Origin of the sequence: Pseudomonas serbiensis, assembly GCF_030580745.1 — a bacterium.
Classification (GTDB): Bacteria; Pseudomonadota; Gammaproteobacteria; order Pseudomonadales; family Pseudomonadaceae; genus Aquipseudomonas; species Aquipseudomonas serbiensis.
Genome location: NZ_JAUQOO010000003.1, coordinates 161,193 through 179,474 on the forward strand (window position 1 = coordinate 161,193; position 18,282 = coordinate 179,474).

Sequence of the window (18,282 nt, forward strand, 5' to 3'; positions counted from 1 at the left end):
CGCAGGAGCGAATTCATTCGCGAGAGGCCCGTACATCCAAAGAAAATGTATTGCCTTCAACACTGCCTCGCGAATGTATTCGCTCCTGCCAAGCGGGCTTACGCCACCTTGAAAAACGCCACCTTCCCGGTCAACCGATCAGCCAGTTCCGCCAGCTCTTCGCTGGAGCTCGCCACTTCACGCGATCCGGCTGCCGACTCAAGGGTGGAGCTGTGGATACGGTTGATATTCTGTGCAACATCATCCGCCACGGCATTCTGCTGAATAGAGGCACTGGCGATCTGGGCGTTCATGTCGTTGATGGCCCCGACCTCTTCACGAATCCTGCTGAGTGCTGCCTGTGCATCCCGAGTCTGCTCGACGGTCGTGCGGGCCAGCTCACAGCTCTGCTGCATGATCTGGGTCGCGCCTTGCGTACCGCCCTGAAGCTTGCTGATCATCTCGCGAATTTCCTGGGTGGACTCCTGGGTGCGCGTCGCCAGCGAGCGCACTTCATCAGCCACCACCGCAAAGCCTCGGCCATACTCACCGGCACGGGCAGCCTCGATGGCGGCGTTGAGCGCCAGCAAGTTGGTTTGCGCCGCAATGGAGTTGATCACCTCGATCACGCTCTCGATGTTTTCGCTGTCTTTGGAAACCTGACCCACCGTCTGCGTGGCCTGCTCCAGAATGGTTGCCAGTTTCTGAATGGTCGTGGCGGCTTCGCCCACCATGCGGTGGCCACTTTCAACCTGACCATCTGCAACCTTGGTCGCCTCGGAAGCCTGAGAGGCATAGCCCGACACCTGACTGACCGAACCCGCCATCTGGTTGATGGCAGTAGCAATATGCTGGGCTTCATTGGTTTGCAGGCTGATCTGGCGATTATTGCTGGCCGAAGTGGACAGCAGACGCGCTGACGAATCGGTTACGTGGGCAGCCGCAGCCCGTACTTCATTGATGGTCTGGGCCAGATTCCCCAAGGTGTTTTTCAGGGTTCCCATGACGCTGTCAGGGTAAGCCGACTCAATCTTCTGATTCAAATCGCCACGGGCCAGACGACGAATGACCTCGGCAACCTCTGCAGGCTCAGCACCCAACGTGGACTTCACAGAACGAATGATCGTCGCAGACACCCCGATGCTGAGCAAAAGCGCCACCGCAGTCGCAATCACCATCAACAGCATGAAGCCGCCAGCGGCTGCCTGCACGTTATCGAGCAGCCCCTTGATCTGCGCTTCTTCATGATCGATCAGCGCATTGATGCGCTTGAGCCATTCGCTGTAATCGGCAGAAGTCTGGGCAAGCAACATCGCTTGCGCACCCGCCACGTCGTTGTTGCGGCGCAGCTCGATGACTTTGTCCGTAGAAGCCAGCGCCTTGCGCTCGATATCCTTGATGTCCTGCAACAGACGCTTCTCTTCGCTGGAGACGTTTTTCTTCTCGGCGAACAGACGGTCCATCGGCTCGGCGGAAACGTCATATTCCTTACGCAGACGCACGATCTCGTTCAGGTGCCGATTGAGGTCCTGGTCGTTGTTGACCAGCACGGCATCGCGCACGGAAATGGCGCGGTTGTGCACACTGCCACGAAAGTTGATTGCATAACGCTGGATCAGCGCCGAATTGTCGCTGACATACTTCAAGGTATCGTCAATGAAACCCACCCGCTGGATACCCACAGCGGTCACCAGCACCAACAAGGACAACACAGACGCAAAGCCCAATCCGATGCGCTTTGCCAATGAAACGGGTTTACTCATGACGCACCCCAGCGAGAGTGAAAGTTGGCAAATCGGATAGCCAATGGCTATCAACAAACGCAATCTACTCCCACCCAGGCTATGGGCACAATTGAATCTGGAGTTATTACTCCATAAATATTCTTAATGCAGAAAAAAGCATTGGCGACCTCCGGGGTCGCCAGAAAGATCAGTCATCCATGTTCAGCATTTCATGGATGCGGCTGGCAAAGGCTTCCATGGTGAACGGTTTGGTCAGCACCCACATGCCCGGCTCAAGATGGCCGTTGCCGATAATCGCGTTCTCGGCATAACCGGTGATGAACATCACCTTCAGGTCAGGCCGGATGATGCGTGCCGCGTCGGCCAGTTGACGGCCATTCATGCCACCGGGCAAGCCGACATCAGTGACCAGCAGGTCCACACGCATATCGGTGCTCAGCAGTTCCAGGGCCGTGGCCCCTTCCCCGGCTTCGATGGAAATATAGCCATGATCCTCGATGACTTCGCTGACCAGCATGCGAATGGTGGGTTCATCGTCAACGATCATGACCGTCTGCGTACACTCGGCACGGAGGATCTCCGCTGGCTCCGCATCAGGCAAATCCTGCGGCGTGCCGAGGTAATGCCGAGGCAGATAGAGGCACATGGTCGTGCCCTGATCCTTTTCCGAGTAGATCCGCACCTGGCCACCGGACTGGCGCACAAAGCCATACACCATCGAAAGCCCAAGCCCCGTGCCCTGCCCCAATGGCTTGGTGGTGAAAAACGGATCGAAGGCGCGATTGATGACTTCCGGCGACATCCCGGTCCCGGTGTCGCTCACGCACAGTGAAAGGTATTGCCCTGGCGGCAGGTCACGCGCCAGAGAGGCACGCTCGTCGATCCATTTGTTGGCTGTTTCAATGGTAATGCGCCCGCCTTCAGGCATGGCATCGCGCGCATTGATGCACAGGTTCAGCAGCGCATTTTCCAGTTGGGGCGCATCGATGAATGTCGACCACAACCCGACTGACGTCACGACTTCCACCGTGATGTGCGGCCCGACGGAGCGACGAATCAGCTCTTCCATACCAATCACCAACCGATTGATATCGACAGGCTTGGGATCAAGGGTCTGACGTCGCGAAAAGGCCAGCAAGCGATGAGTCAGCGAAGCGGCACGTTTGGAAGCATCCCGTGCAGCGGCAACATAGCGATCAATCTCGTTATAACGCCCCTGACTCAAGCGCGCTTTAAGCAACTCCAGCGAACCGGTAATGCCCGTCAGCAGATTATTGAAATCGTGAGCGATGCCACCCGTAAGCTGACCGACAGCCTCCATCTTCTGCGACTGCCGCAAGGCTTCTTCGGCCTGACTCAGACGAGCCTGCTCCTGAAGACGCTCACTCACGTCATAGGCAAACAGATAGGCACCGATCCGCTCGCCATCGACATTAAGCAGGTTGCTGTAGCGAATTTCATAGTGCCGGGTATCGTCCGCAGAATCGCAAAAACTGGTGACCTCGACAAACTCCTCCCCTGCCAGCGCCCGATCCCAGAAACCGCGAATGACCGCCTGGCTGTCAGGCCGATGCTTGAGCAACTCAAGCATGTTGTCGCCAACCTTGGGCGTGACACCGAACAGACGCTGAAACTCTCGCTCGGCAGAAGCGTTGATCGCCAGCCAGCGGTAATCGGGACCGATGACATGAATGAACGCATTGGTCCCGTTGACCACATCCGAGAGCACCTTACGCTCGGTAACCGCCTCGATGATGCGAGCTTCCAGCGTCTCGTTCAGTTGCCGCAAGGCCTCTTCGGCACGCTTGCGCTCGGTAATGTCCTGAAATAGCACCGCCACCTGGTTACGACTGGCCGGCTCGATACGAAAGGCCGTCAGAGACAGATAACGCCCGGTCGCCACCAGTTCACGCTCAAAGCGGATCGGCTCACCGGTACGCAGCACCTTGCCATAGAACTCGACCCAGCCATCGGCCTCTTCGTGAACCATTTCACGAAGCTTCTGCCCGACGACATTGGGAATACCGGCATGAAAGGCATAGGCCGGGTTGGCCTCGATATGGATGTAGTCACTCAAAGGCCCGTGCGGACCATCGAAAAACTCAATGATGCAGAAACCTTCATCCATGGCATTGAACAGGAAACGGTAGCGCTCCTGAGAAGACGCCAACTCCAGCTCGGCTTTCTGCCTGTTGGTGCACAGCTGATCTTTAAGGCTCAGGTTTTCCTGTTCAAGCGCCTTCAACTGGCTTTTCAGGCTTTCAATATCGGTCGGAGTCAATGCTGCTGTACCTGAAGGTATTGATTACGCTGTTTCACATTCCGCAGAAATGCATGCACACGCTACGAGAAAAAACGGCTGCTGCCAAAAATTAGTGGCGCTTTGAAATCATTAGAGCACTGAGACCTCAGCAAATTCCATCGTAACCGGCTAAAAGAGCGCCAGATGACAAAAATATCCAAACAGGTGTACGAAAGGCAAAAGAATATCCTAACGAGGTAACCCCTGATGCCTGCGCAACCATTCATCTACCAGGTCGCCCATGGTCTTCGTGGTTCCATCGATGATCCAGGCCATGAAGGGTCGGTCGAATTTGAAATCAGGACCGCAATGCTCGGTCATGAAGCGGCGGACGTTCTGGGTATTTTTGTAAGTGGCGGTGACGGGAGTGGATTGGGTAATGGGGTCGGAGTGCCAGTTGAAGGGCATGGGGGCTGGCCTGTATGGATGATGGGGCGTTGTGTTCGAGGGTAATGAGTGAGACATAATCGTCGCGGTATTCCATGAACACAACAGGTTCAAGCGAGACTCAAAATGAGCACAAAAACCGAAGAGCTGATCAGTGTTCTGGACGAACTCATTGCCCTGCTGGAAAGCGACGGTGAAGAGCATTGGAGCCAATGGATGCGCGATGCCCGCGCCCGGTTGGCTGACTCTGATCTGTCAGGAATAACGAAACTGCGCTCGGCCTACGGCGGCATGGGTTCGTTCAACGATCTCATGTTGGGGCAGAGTTATCGCAATGGCGTTTTGTGCTGGAAGTCGGGGTATGGGGAGTTGAATCAGAGGTTTTACAGGTTGCGGGATGAGGTTGCTCGGCTTTTGGGTGAGATTGATTGGGTGTAAGCCATGGGTTTTGTATAACAAAGCTGTTTTTACAAAGCCGGCTGGGGCGACTCTGTTGAAAGCAGTCGATCTCGGTTTTGATCCGCAAACAGTACGTGCCTGAGATTGAAATCTTGAATTGTCGCGGAGGATCGGGCTCAGCGCTCACGTAGCAGCATGCTAAAGAAGTCTTTTCATCGGCCAGCCCTTGAGCAGCTTGAGAGAACTGCCTTTTCCAACAGAATCGACCCATTGCTGTCGGTCAAACAATACCGCCCTGATGATGCTTGATAGTCGCTTTTCTGAGAGACTGAAATCCGCCCATGCCGAAAAGAGAGAGTCGCGCCACACCCTCTCTTTCGCCACCATCAATTTGAACCAGACCGCGGAAGAAGACTCTGTGGCCGTTGGGAGTTTCGTTTGCTTACTGTTCCCAAGGATCCAATCGGTGATGACCGCTTATCTCATGTGCTCAATGCCAGTGAGCGGCTGGCCAGTGCAGCATCGGTGGACGAGGTCGTCGCCGTTTTGAGGGACACGGCGCGCGCCACGGTAGGCGCTGAGGGCGTTGCGGTGGTCATTGAAAATGAAGGCCGCTGTTCTTATGTGGCTGAAGATGCGGTCTCTCCCCTTTGGCAAGGCCAGAGCTTCCCGATCGACCACTGTATTTCAGGCTGGGCGATGCGCCACCGCGAGACGGTTGCGATCAGTGACGTTCGGCTCGACCCGCGCATCCCGCAGGACGCTTACGCGCCGACCTTTGTCCGCAGCCTCGTGATGGTGCCCATCGGTAGACCTGTTCCGATCTCGGCGCTTGGCGCTTACTGGTCAGAGGTTCGGGATCACGACCCTGAGACGATCAAACGACTGGAAAGTCTGGCGCGACTGGCAACGATCGCTATTGAGAATGCGCGCCTGACCCAAGCTCGCAATCGCGGGGCAGCACTGGGGGCTACGCAGAACCGTATCCTGGAGCTGGCAGTAAAAGAAAGAGCCCTGAACGTCACGCTGGATGCGATCGTCCGCGAGGTGGAAACGCTATCCATGTCAGGTTTCCTGGGAAGCATCTTGCTCCTGAATGAGGACGGGAATCACCTGGAGCATTGCGCGGGGCCAAGCCTGCCCTACGCCTACAATGATGCTGTCGAAGGCATTGCCGTCGAGCCGAGCGCTGTAACGGCAGTAGCTGACATCACGAACGACCCAGGCTGGGCTGACTTCCGGGATATGGCCGTCAGGCAGGGTCTGCACGTCTGCTGGTCAATCCCGATCCGCTCGGCGCAAGCAACCCCGCTCGGCGCTTTCGTTCTTTACCACCATGAGCTGCGCGAGCCGTTGCCAGCGGATGTAGAAATCATCGACTTCGTGGCTCATACGATCGGGCTGATCGTTCATCGCACACGAGCGGATTCCGCGATCCGTATCAGCGAGTCGAGATTGCGCCTTGCCGTTGACCACGCCGATGTGGGTTTCTGGGACGTGGATTTCGTTAATGACAAGCTGGTTTGGCCGTCACAGACCAAAGCGATGTTCGGCATCTCGGCTGACGTGACGGTCACGCTGCAAGACTTCTATGGGGGGTTGCATCCCGAGGATCGTGAAGCGACGATCGCAGCCTTCATGGCGGCAGCAGACCCAGAGCGTCGTGCGCTCTACGAAGTCGACTACCGCACGATTGGACGGGAGGACGGCATCGTCCGCTGGGTTGCGGCCAAGGGTCGGGGCGTGTTCGATAAGGCCGGTATCTGTTTGCGCGTGACCGGCACCGCAATAGAAATCACCGCCCGCAAGGCGGCCGAGGAGGAATTGAGGGAGCTCAATGACACCCTTGAAGGGCGAATTGCTCAGGCCATCACCGAACGGGAAGAAGTCCAGAAGGCGCTGCGCCAGAGCCAGAAGATGGAAGCGATGGGGCAGCTTACCGGCGGCGTCGCCCATGACTTCAATAACCTGCTCACCCCGATCGTTGGCACGCTCGACCTGCTCCAGCGACGAGGCGTGGGTGGCGAACGAGAGCAACGGCTCATCTCAGGCGCGATGCAATCGGCAGAACGTGCAAAGATACTCGTGCAGAGACTGCTTGCCTTCGCTCGCCGTCAGCCACTTCAGACGGTGCCGGTCGATGTGGCCAGACTGGTGAACGATATGGGCGATCTGGTTGCCAGCACGACAGGGCCGCAAATCAAGGTGGTCATCGATGCTCCGCAGAATCTGCCCGCTGCCATCGCAGATCAGAACCAGCTCGAGATGGCCCTTCTCAATCTCTCCGTAAACGCACGTGACGCAATGCTTCAGGGAGGAACGATGCGCATATCTGCCAGCATGTCGCTGGTCGGCAATGGGCACCGTTCAAAACTTCCGCCAGGCGAGTACCTGTGCCTGTCTGTCGTGGACACTGGCATTGGCATGGACGCCGCAACCCTCTCCCGCGCAGTGGAGCCATTCTTTTCCACCAAGGGTGTCGGCAAAGGGACTGGTCTCGGTCTTTCGATGGTGCATGGGCTGGCATCACAGTTGAACGGAGCACTCACGATTCAGAGCTCGCCGGGTTTCGGGACGAATGTCGAGCTGTGGTTGCCGCGCAGTACGACCGAGCCGGCAGTGGCCTTGCGCATTGTCGAGGCGTCGGAGCCGCGATTGACACGCGGGATCGCGCTGTTGGTCGATGATGAAGAACTGGTACGCGCCAGCACCTCGTACATGCTGGCCGAGTTGGGCTACAGCGTGATCGAGGCCGCGTCAGGCGAAGAAGCCATGCAGTTGATGGCCCACGGGGAGCCATTTGATCTGCTCGTCACCGACCATCTCATGCCGGGCATCAATGGCACCGATCTGGCCAGAGTGGTTCAGCGCTCCAGGCCCGAGACCGCGATCCTGCTCGTCTCCGGCTATGCGGAACGTGAGGGCCTTGACCCAGACCTGCCGCGGCTCACCAAGCCGTTTCGCAAGAGCGAGCTAGCGGCAAGCCTTTCACCACTCCGAGGTGAATTCCTGGACGATGATGCTGAGGCAAAGGTCGTGGTGCCCTGATCTGTGTATGGGTGTGGGTGGCAGTGCCAGTAATCGCTGTCGATTCGGTTTGATTGAATACCGGTGAGTGCGACCTGTGCGGTGCCTTCAGATAGGAAAATGCGCCTTGTTAGCCGCAATTAGCCGATTACTGCCTGCAACCAAATGTCGCTCCTCTGTAGTCGTCGAGGCTTTCGGGAAGTAAGGTGCCTTGACCTCTATACCTCCCTTGAATAAAGAGCTTCACGAGGCGATCCTCATATGGAACCGAATATTGGATGCCGCTGTGAAGATAGTGAAATCTATCCGTTTTGACGATGTCGACCACGATCTAGGGTATGAGTACCGTGGCCATAATTACAGCGTGCAGAACAATGGGAATATGCTTCTGATCAGAGTTTACGATGACGAACCAGGGTGTACGACTGTCGTAAGTCTGACCATGGCACATACCAACGGCAAACTTAGACAGCTCGTCACTTTCTTATAGACGGAGTTTGGGGCTTTAGGATCTGGCTCTACAAGAGCGATTTGGGGGCTACGCTGAGATCGACCTTAAAACGTTGGCATTTCCTCCCATTTTAATTCGACGGCGATAGCACGGTTAGTGTTTTTACCCCCATGGGCAAAAAGCGGACATCCAGAAATAGTTGCTATGAGTCCAAGTGGTCGTCATCGCTCTCCCGCACAATTATGTTAATTTTCTATCATTTAATTATGCTCAGAATGCATTAACAACTAGGAGTCCACTCAATATCTGAAAAATGGAAATTCACCACTACACGCGAGTATCCACCCCTCCATTGATCTTACAAAGCGGCAAACTCCAGTTCACAAGAGCCGGTCACTTGGATGACCTCATGGAACTGCCTCTTGAAACTTTTCACCTGTCGCGCCAGGCTTACTTTGTAAACTCCTATGTCAAATCAGCTGTTGAGAAATCTGGGCACTGGTACCGGTACGCGGATCAGCACCGAGGCGTCCGCTTGAGCTGAAAAGGCTCCCCATTTTCGGTGAAAAAGCTGCAGTTTGAGCTTAGTCGTCCATACAAAATCCAGGACGGAGAGTTAAAGACGGTGGAGTTTAGACTCAATGACGTGCCAGCGCCATTTACAAAAGGAACAATATTCGGTAATGGCTTTTTTCTTATAACATGGTTAGACGAGGAATCCTTCGGTGGCGACGTTCTATATATCGAAGATTCTGTTGCATATGTGAGGCAGTTCGTTCGCTCAACCCCAGGGATTGCTGAGATTACTGGAGGCTCTAGGTTAGCCCGGATTAAGGCCGAACATTGGGAAGATCAATCTGAGTTTCGGTTTAGGCTAATGGCTATTCGAGGGCCAGAATTAATCTATGAAGACAATCCTGATGAATATGAGAATGAGCTTCTTAAGCTAATGGAAAAGTGGCATTCCTTGGGAGCAGGAGCACCGCCGCCAGAGCTTCCTTTTATCGATCCATCAATAGACACCTTGATGTTTTACCGCATGGCAGTAACGTTGGGATAAGGTATCAGTGAGGAAGATCGTGAGGCTGTGTTTCAGGCCATCCAGCGTTATGCCCTAGTACCATAATTTCAGAAAGCGCTGTATAGGCACGGTGAGTTTAGACAAGCCGCACACAAATGACGGGTAGTTTTGGATCGAAGCTGCCTTTCGTGACTGACCGCTTTGGGCCGATCTTCATCACTACAAATCATCAACCTTCCATCTACTCTGCCATAAGCACCATCGATCTCAATTCCCAATTATCTGACGGTGCTTTTTAGGTTCGTACGCCCAAGCAGGAGTTGGACTGTGGTGATCTAATTAAACCAAACACCTCTACTATATCTGACTAAAAGATAGACTTTCTGGCCTATTACCCCCCTTGATATAAGGTTAGCGGCCGCATGTAGTAACAGCACTCACGGTGGCACCCTCCAAGTAGAAAGTAAGAATAGATCAGAAACAGTGCTCAGTGAATACTATTCGACCCAAACCGCTTGCAGAGGGCAACTTTGGGTCGAGAGTGATCATGCCGATCACTGGGTTACAGCTATAAAAAGCAAAAAATGAAAAGTTACCTTTTCGCAAAATCTCTCACAGCTTGAGACCTTACTCCAGGTGCCCGAGCAATTTCTTCAACTAAAATCTTTCGCAACTCCTCAGCACTTTTCAAGCTGAGAAACCTAGCGTTGCGATTATAATCATTTATAGCTTCGTCAAATCGACCAGATCCAGCAAGAGCGAGAACTTTCGTCGTGCGGACAAGGGCAAATTCGAGCAGCTCTTCATCTGCGCCCGCATTCTGAGGCGGTCGGTGCAATCCGTCTAAAGTTATTAAAGCCTCACGAGACTCGCCACTGCGTAATAACCACTCGGCCAACAATCCGCGATACCAAATCTTATGGCTATTCTTCTTCTGCTTATCTAGCAAACTCTTGGCTTCTGGATAACGACGGCTCGCCATAGCAAATCCAATCTCTCTGCGGGGACTAAATGACTGCTGCTCGCGTTCGTCTGACGATGCCAGCCTAGCTAACAGCATCCTGATTTCTTCCTTTAAACCTTGATCATGAACTGAATCACGAAAGCGATCAATCAAACAGGCGACTAGAATATCCATGATAAAGGGGTTAGTAGGGGCAATCCTTAACGCTCCTCGAGCATATTGTTCTGCTTCTTGGGCACGTCCCTGCTCCAAAAGTGACGCAGCTAACTCGCGAAGAACATGAAAGTCTCCAGTTCCGCCGTTACCTAACGCCACCATCAGCTGTTGTTCCGCACCACGAAAATCACCAGCTAAGCGTTTTTCAAAGCCCCGGATAAAAGCAGCAATTTTTCTTGTCTTGCCGCTTGAAATTCTATCAAGTTCAGTACAACTAAACTCCTTCAAGACATCATTATTTTTACGAACCCCCACAAGGCCTAATATCCTAAGTGCTTCGACAACTCCTTCATCACTGAGAGCCATCCTATTTTCAAATGCAGCTTTAGCCTTTTCAGCAGCCAGAATAAATGCTCTCTCATCGTACAGTTTACGAGCGACACGTAACTGCTGAGCAGCTAGAAGGGGTTTACTTACTAGTACACTACTAAACTCACCATTCTCTCGGATCGCGGCGGCGATAGAGGCCCGCAGGGCTAAATAAGAGCCACCTTCAATATCTTGTGCCTGATCCAAAATAGAAACTAGATTTTTACGAACTGGTACCAAAAAATCTTGAAGAGCCTTATGGTTTTTCCATCTACGTATTACCAATCTTAGATGGGAAGCTGCTCTTAGGGTTTCTCCTGAGTCTTCAAGCATCCCGTAATCTAAAAGTTTAGCGAGTGAGACAGATACATGTTCGTAATGCTGATCATTGGTAAATCCGAACAAGACATCCTCTGGCGTCGCGCCTCCCAATTCGTCCACTAGAAGGATGATAGACTTCTCAGCATCCGATAAAGGAACGTTCTCGAGCGCCTTTTCGACATACTCTTCCAATGCCGACTTGCCATCACTGGAAGAAAGCTCAATTCTAAAACGAGCCGCACCAGCTGCTTTCATTAATTTTGCTGACAACTCTAAAAGCCCCGGATGACCGCCGACTGATGCAACCACTTGATCAGTTAGAGACTCCGGAACAACAACCTTAATATCGTCACATAACAACTCAAAAAGATGCCTCGCATCTTTATCTTCAATGCTATTTAATTTTAAATATGGAATATCACTAATTGAAGCTAACGACCTAGGTCCAGGGCCGCGAACTGTAGAAACTGCCAGCACAGGATAACTCGGACTTGAAGCCCTAATTGCACTAATCAGCCACTCTTCCAGATTACCATCAGAGTTAACTATATCATTATAAAAAATCAAGACAACAACCTGTTTTGTCTTTTCAATTTCACTAAAAACCCTTGCTAACTCTAATGTTTTCTCTGCGGGAGTTAGCCCAAGAAATATTTCAAGTTTTTTCAGAGATGCTGCCCAATCCGATAAGGGCTCGAAATACTCGAGCATTCGCTCGTAAAGTACAGCTTCACCCTCGTACGATCCTAACTCTATCTGCACCCAGTGCTTGGGAATAAATGGATAAAGATCTTCATATGCGCGCCCCAACAAACGACGCTTTCCGATTCCGCCTATACCAGAAATCATTACAGCAGATGGTTTGCTGACGGAGCGATCCCTTAACATCGACTTTAAACTAGAAAGTTCGCTGTCTCTACCAATAAATCGAGAGGACGAAATAGTATCTGGCATTATGAGCATCGAACGAATTCTTAGTCCCACAAGCTTTTGGACCATCAAAGTCTGTACCACAAAAGGACGCAGCCATGGCTCCAATGTGTCACGCGGGGTTTTATCTAAGGGAAAAATTGCAACAGCAGTAATTTTCCCTTCAAAAAACATATGCCTAGCATATTTTATTTCTTTTTGGACCCATGGTGAATTTAAAGAGTTGGCAGAAAGAAACAAGACAAAAACCTCAGAGTCCTCCAAAGCTGAAAGTATCTCGTCAGCCGAATCACCAGTGGGTTCAAAAGTTCGCTCATCATAGTGACAGAGTGCGCTACCAAGAGCATCTGCAACGCCTTTAACGAATCCTTTGTCCTTACTGCTGTGCGACAGGAATGCTTTACTCATCACGCCTCCTTGCTAATATTTGTGAAGATCACATTCAAAAAAAAAAAAAACGGTTCAACCAATATTCGACACCGAGCACCCCCACACATAAAACATTGGGTTGTACGCAACCCCCTTAATCACAACTAGCCAACGCCTTCTAAGATAGGCCGCATCACGATATGCAACTTTAAGTAAGGGAACAAATTATCTACTCCCAACCACCTTCATAAAATTTAATATTTTGACTAGCAACTACTCCTAGGCTAGACAAATCCGACCATCATTCAGACAGATAGCTATGCCACAGAAAGTTCTTTTGGTGTGAATGCATCGAAACTCCCATCAATCACCCCGCCTAAGAGAGGCACGGCTTTACCGAGGTTAATTGTGAATTTTTCACCAAATTTGGTGAACAGCTTGAAGCCTACTTTTTTATATCTATCAGTGCCTTACCGGAAATCGACTTTACGGCGTTCATTGCCAATTTATTACCGACGGCAATGCCGATGTCTTGCAGCACGCCCTTGGCGTAGCTAGCTACGAGCTCCTGACAGAATCGATACCCGATAATCCATTTACAGGTCTCTCGTAGGCCCAGTCGAGGGCTTGCATTATCTTTTCTTGACTTATTCAGTTCCATCTTGAGTCTCAGCGCATGATTAATGGCCTTATAATGCCACACACTGTCCTTTGTCGCATCACCTTGCTTTGAAAGATTTCGTTCGCCACACCCATCCGCCACTGAGCTGAAGGCCGCCCGCTTTATAAGTAACCGGTCACAAGCTCTTCAAAGGAATAAGAATTTATTTCTAGCATCACAGACTCTGATCTAGACTACAAACTGTAGAAGGCTCAACCATATCCAAATGGATTTATTATTGGCAATGAACATCCTTTTTTGACATGGAGCCAACAGCTCTCCAAACAACAACCAAAACAAATGTCACTAGACGACGTTAATACATAACCGCCACGGTATTTCTTAAAAACGACGGTGAAAAACACAGGAGCCAATGGATGCGGAATGCTCTATCACAGTTAACCGACTCGGATCCGTCAGGAATAACCAAACTTCGGTCGGCCTACGGCGGCATGGGTTCGTTCTACCCGAAAAACCTCACCGCCACAGCCCACCAAAGAAAATCCGTAATACCCCACCACAACCCCACACGACTTTTCCCTTTCTCTCGAACGAAATTTCCTAGAAAATCCTACCCCCTTGCGCTCCCCCCATTCAGGCCACTAATGTGCGTCGGTCGCTGCATCGCAGTGATCGGGTTTAGTAGCCCGGGTCGTTGGTCCGCATGGTGTCACCCTACCGTCAGTGAAATATTTCACTGCACTTTATGGTGGCTGTGCGTAGGGCATCTTCGGATGCGCCGGATCCTAACGCCCGGTCTACTAACCTTCGCACAGCCGCCGCCTTTATCGTTTAGTAGCGAGAACTGGCAGCATTCCCCATAGCGTTAGGAATCTCCAACATGCTCAATGCCGCACCCGCTTTACCTCTTGACCACCCTTCCCTTTCCAGCCCGAACACCACGCTTGAACAATCCCTGAGCTATGCCTCGGAACTGCTCAGTTGCGCTGCCGCCACAGCCTATGAAAGCAGTGACCATTTGAGTGGAACGCAACGACACCTGGCACTTTCCGTTATGCATCTGGTGGAAATGGCCAAGACCGTGGTTGATCGTTCTCTGAACGGGATTGAAATGCGCTGAAATCAGGATATGGGTGGCTGCTTGCTGGCGACTTCATATGCAGGCGCAGAATATCTGCCGGCTTCAAGGCCTTTTCGCCAGCAAGCTGCCTCCCACACGTTTTGTGTGTACCTTGACTGATCGGCATTAGTCATACGTTCTCATTATCCGACCGGATAAACGAATACCGATCGATATCAGATCTGAGCTGCCAACCCTGGCTATGCCAATAGTTGGCAGCCGTTGAATTGGTCTTGAAAACATCGAGGTGACATTTAAGTATTCCGTGTTTCTCAAGACTCGAAAGACAGCGCTCTACCAAGGCATTTGCTATGCCTTGCCGCCGATACTGAGGAAGAACAACCAGATGCTGCAAATATCCTCTGCGGCCATCGTGTCCACACATGATGCAAGCGCAGAGAACGGTTCCGACTTCAACAACAAAGCTCATCCCGGGATTTCGTTCTAAGTATCTGGAGGTCGATTCACGAGAATCAGCATCACGCAAGGAGATGCCTGGAGTACGCCTCATGAGGTCGATGACCGCGTCGTAATCGTCCATGGTCATGACACGTATAGTGAACATTGATTGGGCCGCCTTGTTAGCTGACTGGCCCGGCAGACTAGCAGAAGCCGCCTGGAAATTACTGCGCCGATTCGTGTAATCGAAGCGTAGCCCCCTCCCCAATCACCAGAAACAAAAAAGCCCGGCGAACCGGGCTTTCTAAAGCTGAGTGCTGATTATTTAGCAGTTTTCAGCTTGATAACATCGCCGGATACCGTGGTGGTGTAGCCGTTCAGGACCCAGGCCCAGAACCACTTTTCCTGCACTTGAGTATTGATCAGCGCATCGCCACCTTTCGCCTGGATTGCAGAGTTTTGAGCGCGAACAAAACGATCGTTCTGACGAATAGGGATCAGACCGAACAGCATCAGGCCTGTAGCACTTGCTTCACTGTGACCGACAACGGTGTACTGGTTGCTATCGTATTGCTGAGTCTTCATGGCTGTGCCGGTGCAACCCGCCAGAACCAGACCACATGCTGCAGCAGCGATGACTTTACTAAAGGACTTCACGATGTTTCCCCATGATATATAACCCGAATCCAATTTTCGGGCGGCGCCACTTTACCCGAAGTGCTCAAGCTTTTTGAAATTTTTTATACCTGCGTTTCACGAGCACACAGCGTTCTCGTATTGGTATATATACCGGCATCCGGTAGCTTCAAACTTCAGGCAGTCGGCTTCTTGCGACGGTTATTTTCCTACAGGACATGCGCGTGGCTTTTCTATCCATTGCAAGAAAGTGGACATCGTATGCGATGCTATTTTTCGGAGCATCCAGTGGGCTGTTTTTTTTGCTTGACGCCCTGCTGCCGCCCGACGAGTACAGCGTCGAAAATGTCGTGCCGCGAACATTCCAGGACGGCAAAGTTGTATTTCTCATTCCTTACTCTGGTGGAGATATCGGCACGTGCGAGGTTAGTTCTGACGCACCTTCAACCTATCCGCTGGGTAGCAAGATTCTTGTCTCGAAAAGCCAGGTACTGGGCAGGTGCATACTCACACCACTCCCTGATGGATGGAAAGAACCTCCCATATGTTGCGATCTGCATTGACATAGCAAGGTAGCCTCAGCCGCACACGTTGAAGCTACCACTGCCAGCGTCATGTACCTGTGATTGCAGGTTTATCAAAACTCCAACTGCGCCGAAAAAGCCACAGTCCGCGGATCCCCTAGATAACTGGTATTGAGCCAATACTTCTTGTCCGTCAGGTTGCTCACGTTCGCTCGCAGGGTCAGGCTGTTGTCGCCCAGCGGCAGGCGGTAGCGGGCTCCGGCGTCGAATGTGGTGAAGGCTGGCAAGGTGTAGTTGTTGGCCTCGTCGGCGTATTGCTTGCCGGTGTAGAACGCGCCGCCGGTCACGGCAAAGCCTGGTACGGAGGCAATGTCGTATTCGGCATAGACCTTGGCCAGTTGTTTGGCCACGTTGATGGGCGAGTTGCCGTCGTTTGCCGAGGTGGAGCTCTTTTTCACTTCGGGATCAAGCAGGGTAAGGCCGCTGACAAGCGTCAGTTGCGGGGTAACCTTGCCGGTCACGCTGAACTCCAGGCCATTGTTCTCCTGCAAGCCATCTGCAACGTAAAGACGAGCCGTATTGCGGAAGGCATTGGGCTTTTCGATGTTGAACAGCGCCAGCGTCACCAGCGTGTCGCCGAGGCTGGCATTGGCTCCGATTTCGTATTGTTCGCTGATCTGCGGCGCCAGGGCGGTCCCGGCGTTGATTGCGTTGGCGGGTGCGACGCTGCCACTTTGCAAACCTTCAATGTAGGTGGCATAGGTGGTCAGCCAGGGCACTGGCTTGTAGATCAGCGACACGCTGGGTGAGGTCAGGCTCTTGTCATATTCGGTCTTGCGCGGCGTGGTGGTCGTTGTGGCGAAGTTGTTGGTGTAGGCGATGATCTGGGTGTGGGTTGCACCGAGGATGGTCGACCACTGCTCGTTGAATGTGATGATGTCGCCGATCAACAGGTTGTGGGTGTCGCTGGTACTGGAGAGGTGCCGGGCACCATGACCAATGGAATAACCCGGCTTGCTCACCTGCGGCTGCTGGCTGAGCGATACGGCGGTGCCGGTCACCGAACTCTGTTGCTGGCTCGGGGTATGGTCGGTGTACATCAGGGTGCGCGCGGTATTGCCCTGATAGCCCAGCGTCAACTTGTGATCCAGCGGGCCGGTTGCAAACAACGAGTCGAGAAACAGATAGCCTGAGTACTCGCGGGTTTCCAGAGGGGCAAAAGCATACAGCGGCTGTGTATACACGCCTGGCGCATCGATCTGCGGGCCGGTGTAAGTGTATTCCTGGGTGTATTGCTGTGCAGCAAAAGCTGCACGCAGGCTGAACGTATCGTTCAGGCGCCATTTGGCCCGCACGCCTGCCTTGTCGGTCTGGTTGTCGGAGAAGGCCCATTTCTGGCTGTACAGCTTGTCGGTATCCAGTGATGAAGCGCTTGAGCGATACGCTTCGTTGGCGAAGAACCAATAGCTAGTCAGGCCGCGAGTCTGGCTTTCCTTGTGAGAGGCGTCGAACTGGATCTGCAGGTCGTCGCTGACGTTCCAGTCCAGTGCCAGGCTGACCATCTGCCGACGACGCTTTTGAAGGTCGATTGCGGTTTCGCCATCCTGAGTCAGGACGTTGAGTCGGTACGCGAATTTGCCTTCGCTATCGATCGGGCCACCGAAGTCGCCGTGCAGGTAGTAGTTTTCGCCACCCGCATTGCCGAGTGTGACGCTGTTGTAGCGCTCATAGGTCGGCCGTTTGAGCACGTAGTTGGCCAACCCGCCGGGAGACGCCGGGCCATACAGGAAACCGGTGAGGCCCGTTACCACTTCCAGTTGTTCAGTGTCTTCGATGAAGTTGCCGCCATCGGCCAGTGTGCTGAAACGCAGGCCGTCGTTGGCGATGTTCAGGCTTGAAGAACCACCGAAACCCCGAATGGTGATAGCACTGGCGTAGCCGGCGGTTTTCGGGGAGTAAAGCTGGGCGAAGGGATTGCGTTTGAATACGTCGTCGGTCGAGGTGGCCTGCATGTTCTTGAGCAGCGCCTGGGAAGTCACGCTCATGGAGTAAGGCGTGTCCTGCAGTTTCATGCCGCCCAGAGCGCCGACATTGCTGATGTTTTCACTCACATAGCCTGCGGCTTCAGAACCCTCGACCGTGGTGCGGGCGTTGATATCGACATTGGGCATCGTCAGCGTGCCGGCCTCGGTACTGACTTTAACCAATCCATAAACCCGATCGCCCAGTTGCACAGCCCCAAGCCCGGAACCCGCCAGCAGTTTGGCGAGGCCCTGCTCCGCGCTGTAATCGCCCTCCAATCCCGGTGAACTCAAGCCCTGAGCCAGCTCCGGGGCGAATTGCACGGTAATTTTCGCCTGCGAACTGAAACCGGCCAGCGCCTGGGAAAGACTCGCCGCCTGGACGCTGTAATGCCGGGTCTCTCCGTCTGCCTGGGCACGCAGCGGCTGAGCGGCCAAAGCAAAGGTCAGCAATGACAGTGCGAGCGTGTTGCGTGTGGCCGCGCGCAGGATACGAGAATGGGTCATGGAGCAAAATGTCCTTTGGTGATTACAGATTCA

At 52.9% G+C, this 18,282-nt stretch carries 13 protein-coding genes and 1 pseudogene; 6 read left to right on the forward strand and 8 right to left on the reverse strand.

The features are described 5' to 3' along the window. Window positions 1-98: 98 nt before the first annotated feature. The 4 genes and pseudogenes from Q6A51_RS27445 to Q6A51_RS05645 form a co-directional block, all read right to left on the reverse strand. Window positions 99-1,166: a methyl-accepting chemotaxis protein gene (locus Q6A51_RS27445; protein WP_405046126.1), complete on the reverse strand. Its 1,068-nt coding sequence runs from the start codon at window positions 1,164-1,166 to the stop codon at window positions 99-101. Between the two features lie 57 nt (window positions 1,167-1,223). Next, a pseudogene (locus tag Q6A51_RS27450) lies at window positions 1,224-1,742 on the reverse strand (MCP four helix bundle domain-containing protein); the annotation flags it as partial. A 169-nt stretch (window positions 1,743-1,911) separates the two neighbouring features. Beyond that, a complete protein-coding gene (locus Q6A51_RS05640) occupies window positions 1,912-4,005 on the reverse strand; it encodes a hybrid sensor histidine kinase/response regulator (protein WP_304574304.1) in 2,094 nt (697 codons plus the stop codon). 210 nt (window positions 4,006-4,215) lie between these two features. After that, window positions 4,216-4,434, reverse strand: a complete 219-nt coding sequence (locus Q6A51_RS05645; RefSeq protein WP_201018501.1) for a DUF6434 domain-containing protein — start codon at window positions 4,432-4,434, stop codon at window positions 4,216-4,218. A 105-nt stretch (window positions 4,435-4,539) separates the two neighbouring features. On the opposite strand from Q6A51_RS05645, the gene Q6A51_RS05650 reads away from it, so the two are divergent. From Q6A51_RS05650 to Q6A51_RS05660, 3 genes are all read left to right on the forward strand, one after another. Then, a complete protein-coding gene (locus Q6A51_RS05650; protein ID WP_304574305.1) occupies window positions 4,540-4,851 on the forward strand; it encodes a DUF6966 domain-containing protein in 312 nt (103 codons plus the stop codon). Between the two features lie 399 nt (window positions 4,852-5,250). Then, window positions 5,251-7,860, forward strand: coding sequence for a GAF domain-containing hybrid sensor histidine kinase/response regulator (locus Q6A51_RS05655; protein ID WP_304574306.1), 2,610 nt, complete (start codon window positions 5,251-5,253; stop codon window positions 7,858-7,860). 992 nt (window positions 7,861-8,852) lie between these two features. Beyond that, window positions 8,853-9,350 (forward strand): hypothetical protein, encoded by a 498-nt coding sequence (locus Q6A51_RS05660; protein ID WP_304574307.1) that lies wholly within the window; start codon window positions 8,853-8,855, stop codon window positions 9,348-9,350. A gap of 553 nt (window positions 9,351-9,903) precedes the next feature. Here Q6A51_RS05660 and Q6A51_RS05665 read toward each other — a convergent pair. Continuing rightward, the gene (locus tag Q6A51_RS05665; RefSeq protein ID WP_304574308.1) at window positions 9,904-12,459 is read right to left on the reverse strand and encodes a TIR domain-containing protein; all 2,556 of its coding nucleotides are present in this window, start codon (window positions 12,457-12,459) and stop codon (window positions 9,904-9,906) included. Between the two features lie 945 nt (window positions 12,460-13,404). Here Q6A51_RS05665 and Q6A51_RS27455 point away from each other — a divergent pair. Then, the gene (locus Q6A51_RS27455; protein ID WP_405046127.1) at window positions 13,405-13,905 is read left to right on the forward strand and encodes a DUF6966 domain-containing protein; all 501 of its coding nucleotides are present in this window, start codon (window positions 13,405-13,407) and stop codon (window positions 13,903-13,905) included. Window positions 13,906-13,922: 17 nt separating this feature from the next. Then, entirely contained in the window at window positions 13,923-14,162 is a 240-nt protein-coding gene (locus Q6A51_RS05670) for a DUF6124 family protein (RefSeq protein WP_304574309.1), read from the forward strand. A gap of 130 nt (window positions 14,163-14,292) precedes the next feature. Here Q6A51_RS05670 and Q6A51_RS05675 read toward each other — a convergent pair whose 3' ends face one another. Together Q6A51_RS05675 and Q6A51_RS05680 are read right to left on the reverse strand one after the other, a co-directional pair. Further along, window positions 14,293-14,727, reverse strand: coding sequence for a GNAT family N-acetyltransferase (locus tag Q6A51_RS05675; RefSeq protein WP_304574310.1), 435 nt, complete (start codon window positions 14,725-14,727; stop codon window positions 14,293-14,295). Between the two features lie 155 nt (window positions 14,728-14,882). Continuing rightward, window positions 14,883-15,218 (reverse strand): hypothetical protein, encoded by a 336-nt coding sequence (locus Q6A51_RS05680; RefSeq protein ID WP_200993291.1) that lies wholly within the window; start codon window positions 15,216-15,218, stop codon window positions 14,883-14,885. 203 nt (window positions 15,219-15,421) lie between these two features. Here Q6A51_RS05680 and Q6A51_RS05685 point away from each other — a divergent pair, with 203 nt between their 5' ends. Further along, window positions 15,422-15,760, forward strand: coding sequence for a hypothetical protein (locus tag Q6A51_RS05685; protein ID WP_304574311.1), 339 nt, complete (start codon window positions 15,422-15,424; stop codon window positions 15,758-15,760). A gap of 74 nt (window positions 15,761-15,834) precedes the next feature. Here the strand turns inward: Q6A51_RS05685 and Q6A51_RS05690 are convergent, their stop codons facing one another. Continuing rightward, a complete protein-coding gene (locus Q6A51_RS05690) occupies window positions 15,835-18,249 on the reverse strand; it encodes a TonB-dependent receptor (protein WP_304574312.1) in 2,415 nt (804 codons plus the stop codon). Window positions 18,250-18,282 lie beyond the last annotated feature (33 nt).

Coding starts and splice junctions, on each gene's coding strand:
- Q6A51_RS05665 (WP_304574308.1), bottom strand. CDS start 12,459: ATGAGTAAAGCATTCCTGTCGCACAGCAGTAAGGACAAAGGATTCGTT.
- Q6A51_RS27445 (WP_405046126.1), bottom strand. CDS start 1,166: ATGCTGTTGATGGTGATTGCGACTGCGGTGGCGCTTTTGCTCAGCATC.
- Q6A51_RS05650 (WP_304574305.1), top strand. CDS start 4,540: ATGAGCACAAAAACCGAAGAGCTGATCAGTGTTCTGGACGAACTCATT.
- Q6A51_RS05670 (WP_304574309.1), top strand. CDS start 13,923: ATGCTCAATGCCGCACCCGCTTTACCTCTTGACCACCCTTCCCTTTCC.
- Q6A51_RS05645 (WP_201018501.1), bottom strand. CDS start 4,434: ATGCCCTTCAACTGGCACTCCGACCCCATTACCCAATCCACTCCCGTC.
- Q6A51_RS05675 (WP_304574310.1), bottom strand. CDS start 14,727: ATGTTCACTATACGTGTCATGACCATGGACGATTACGACGCGGTCATC.
- Q6A51_RS05690 (WP_304574312.1), bottom strand. CDS start 18,249: ATGACCCATTCTCGTATCCTGCGCGCGGCCACACGCAACACGCTCGCA.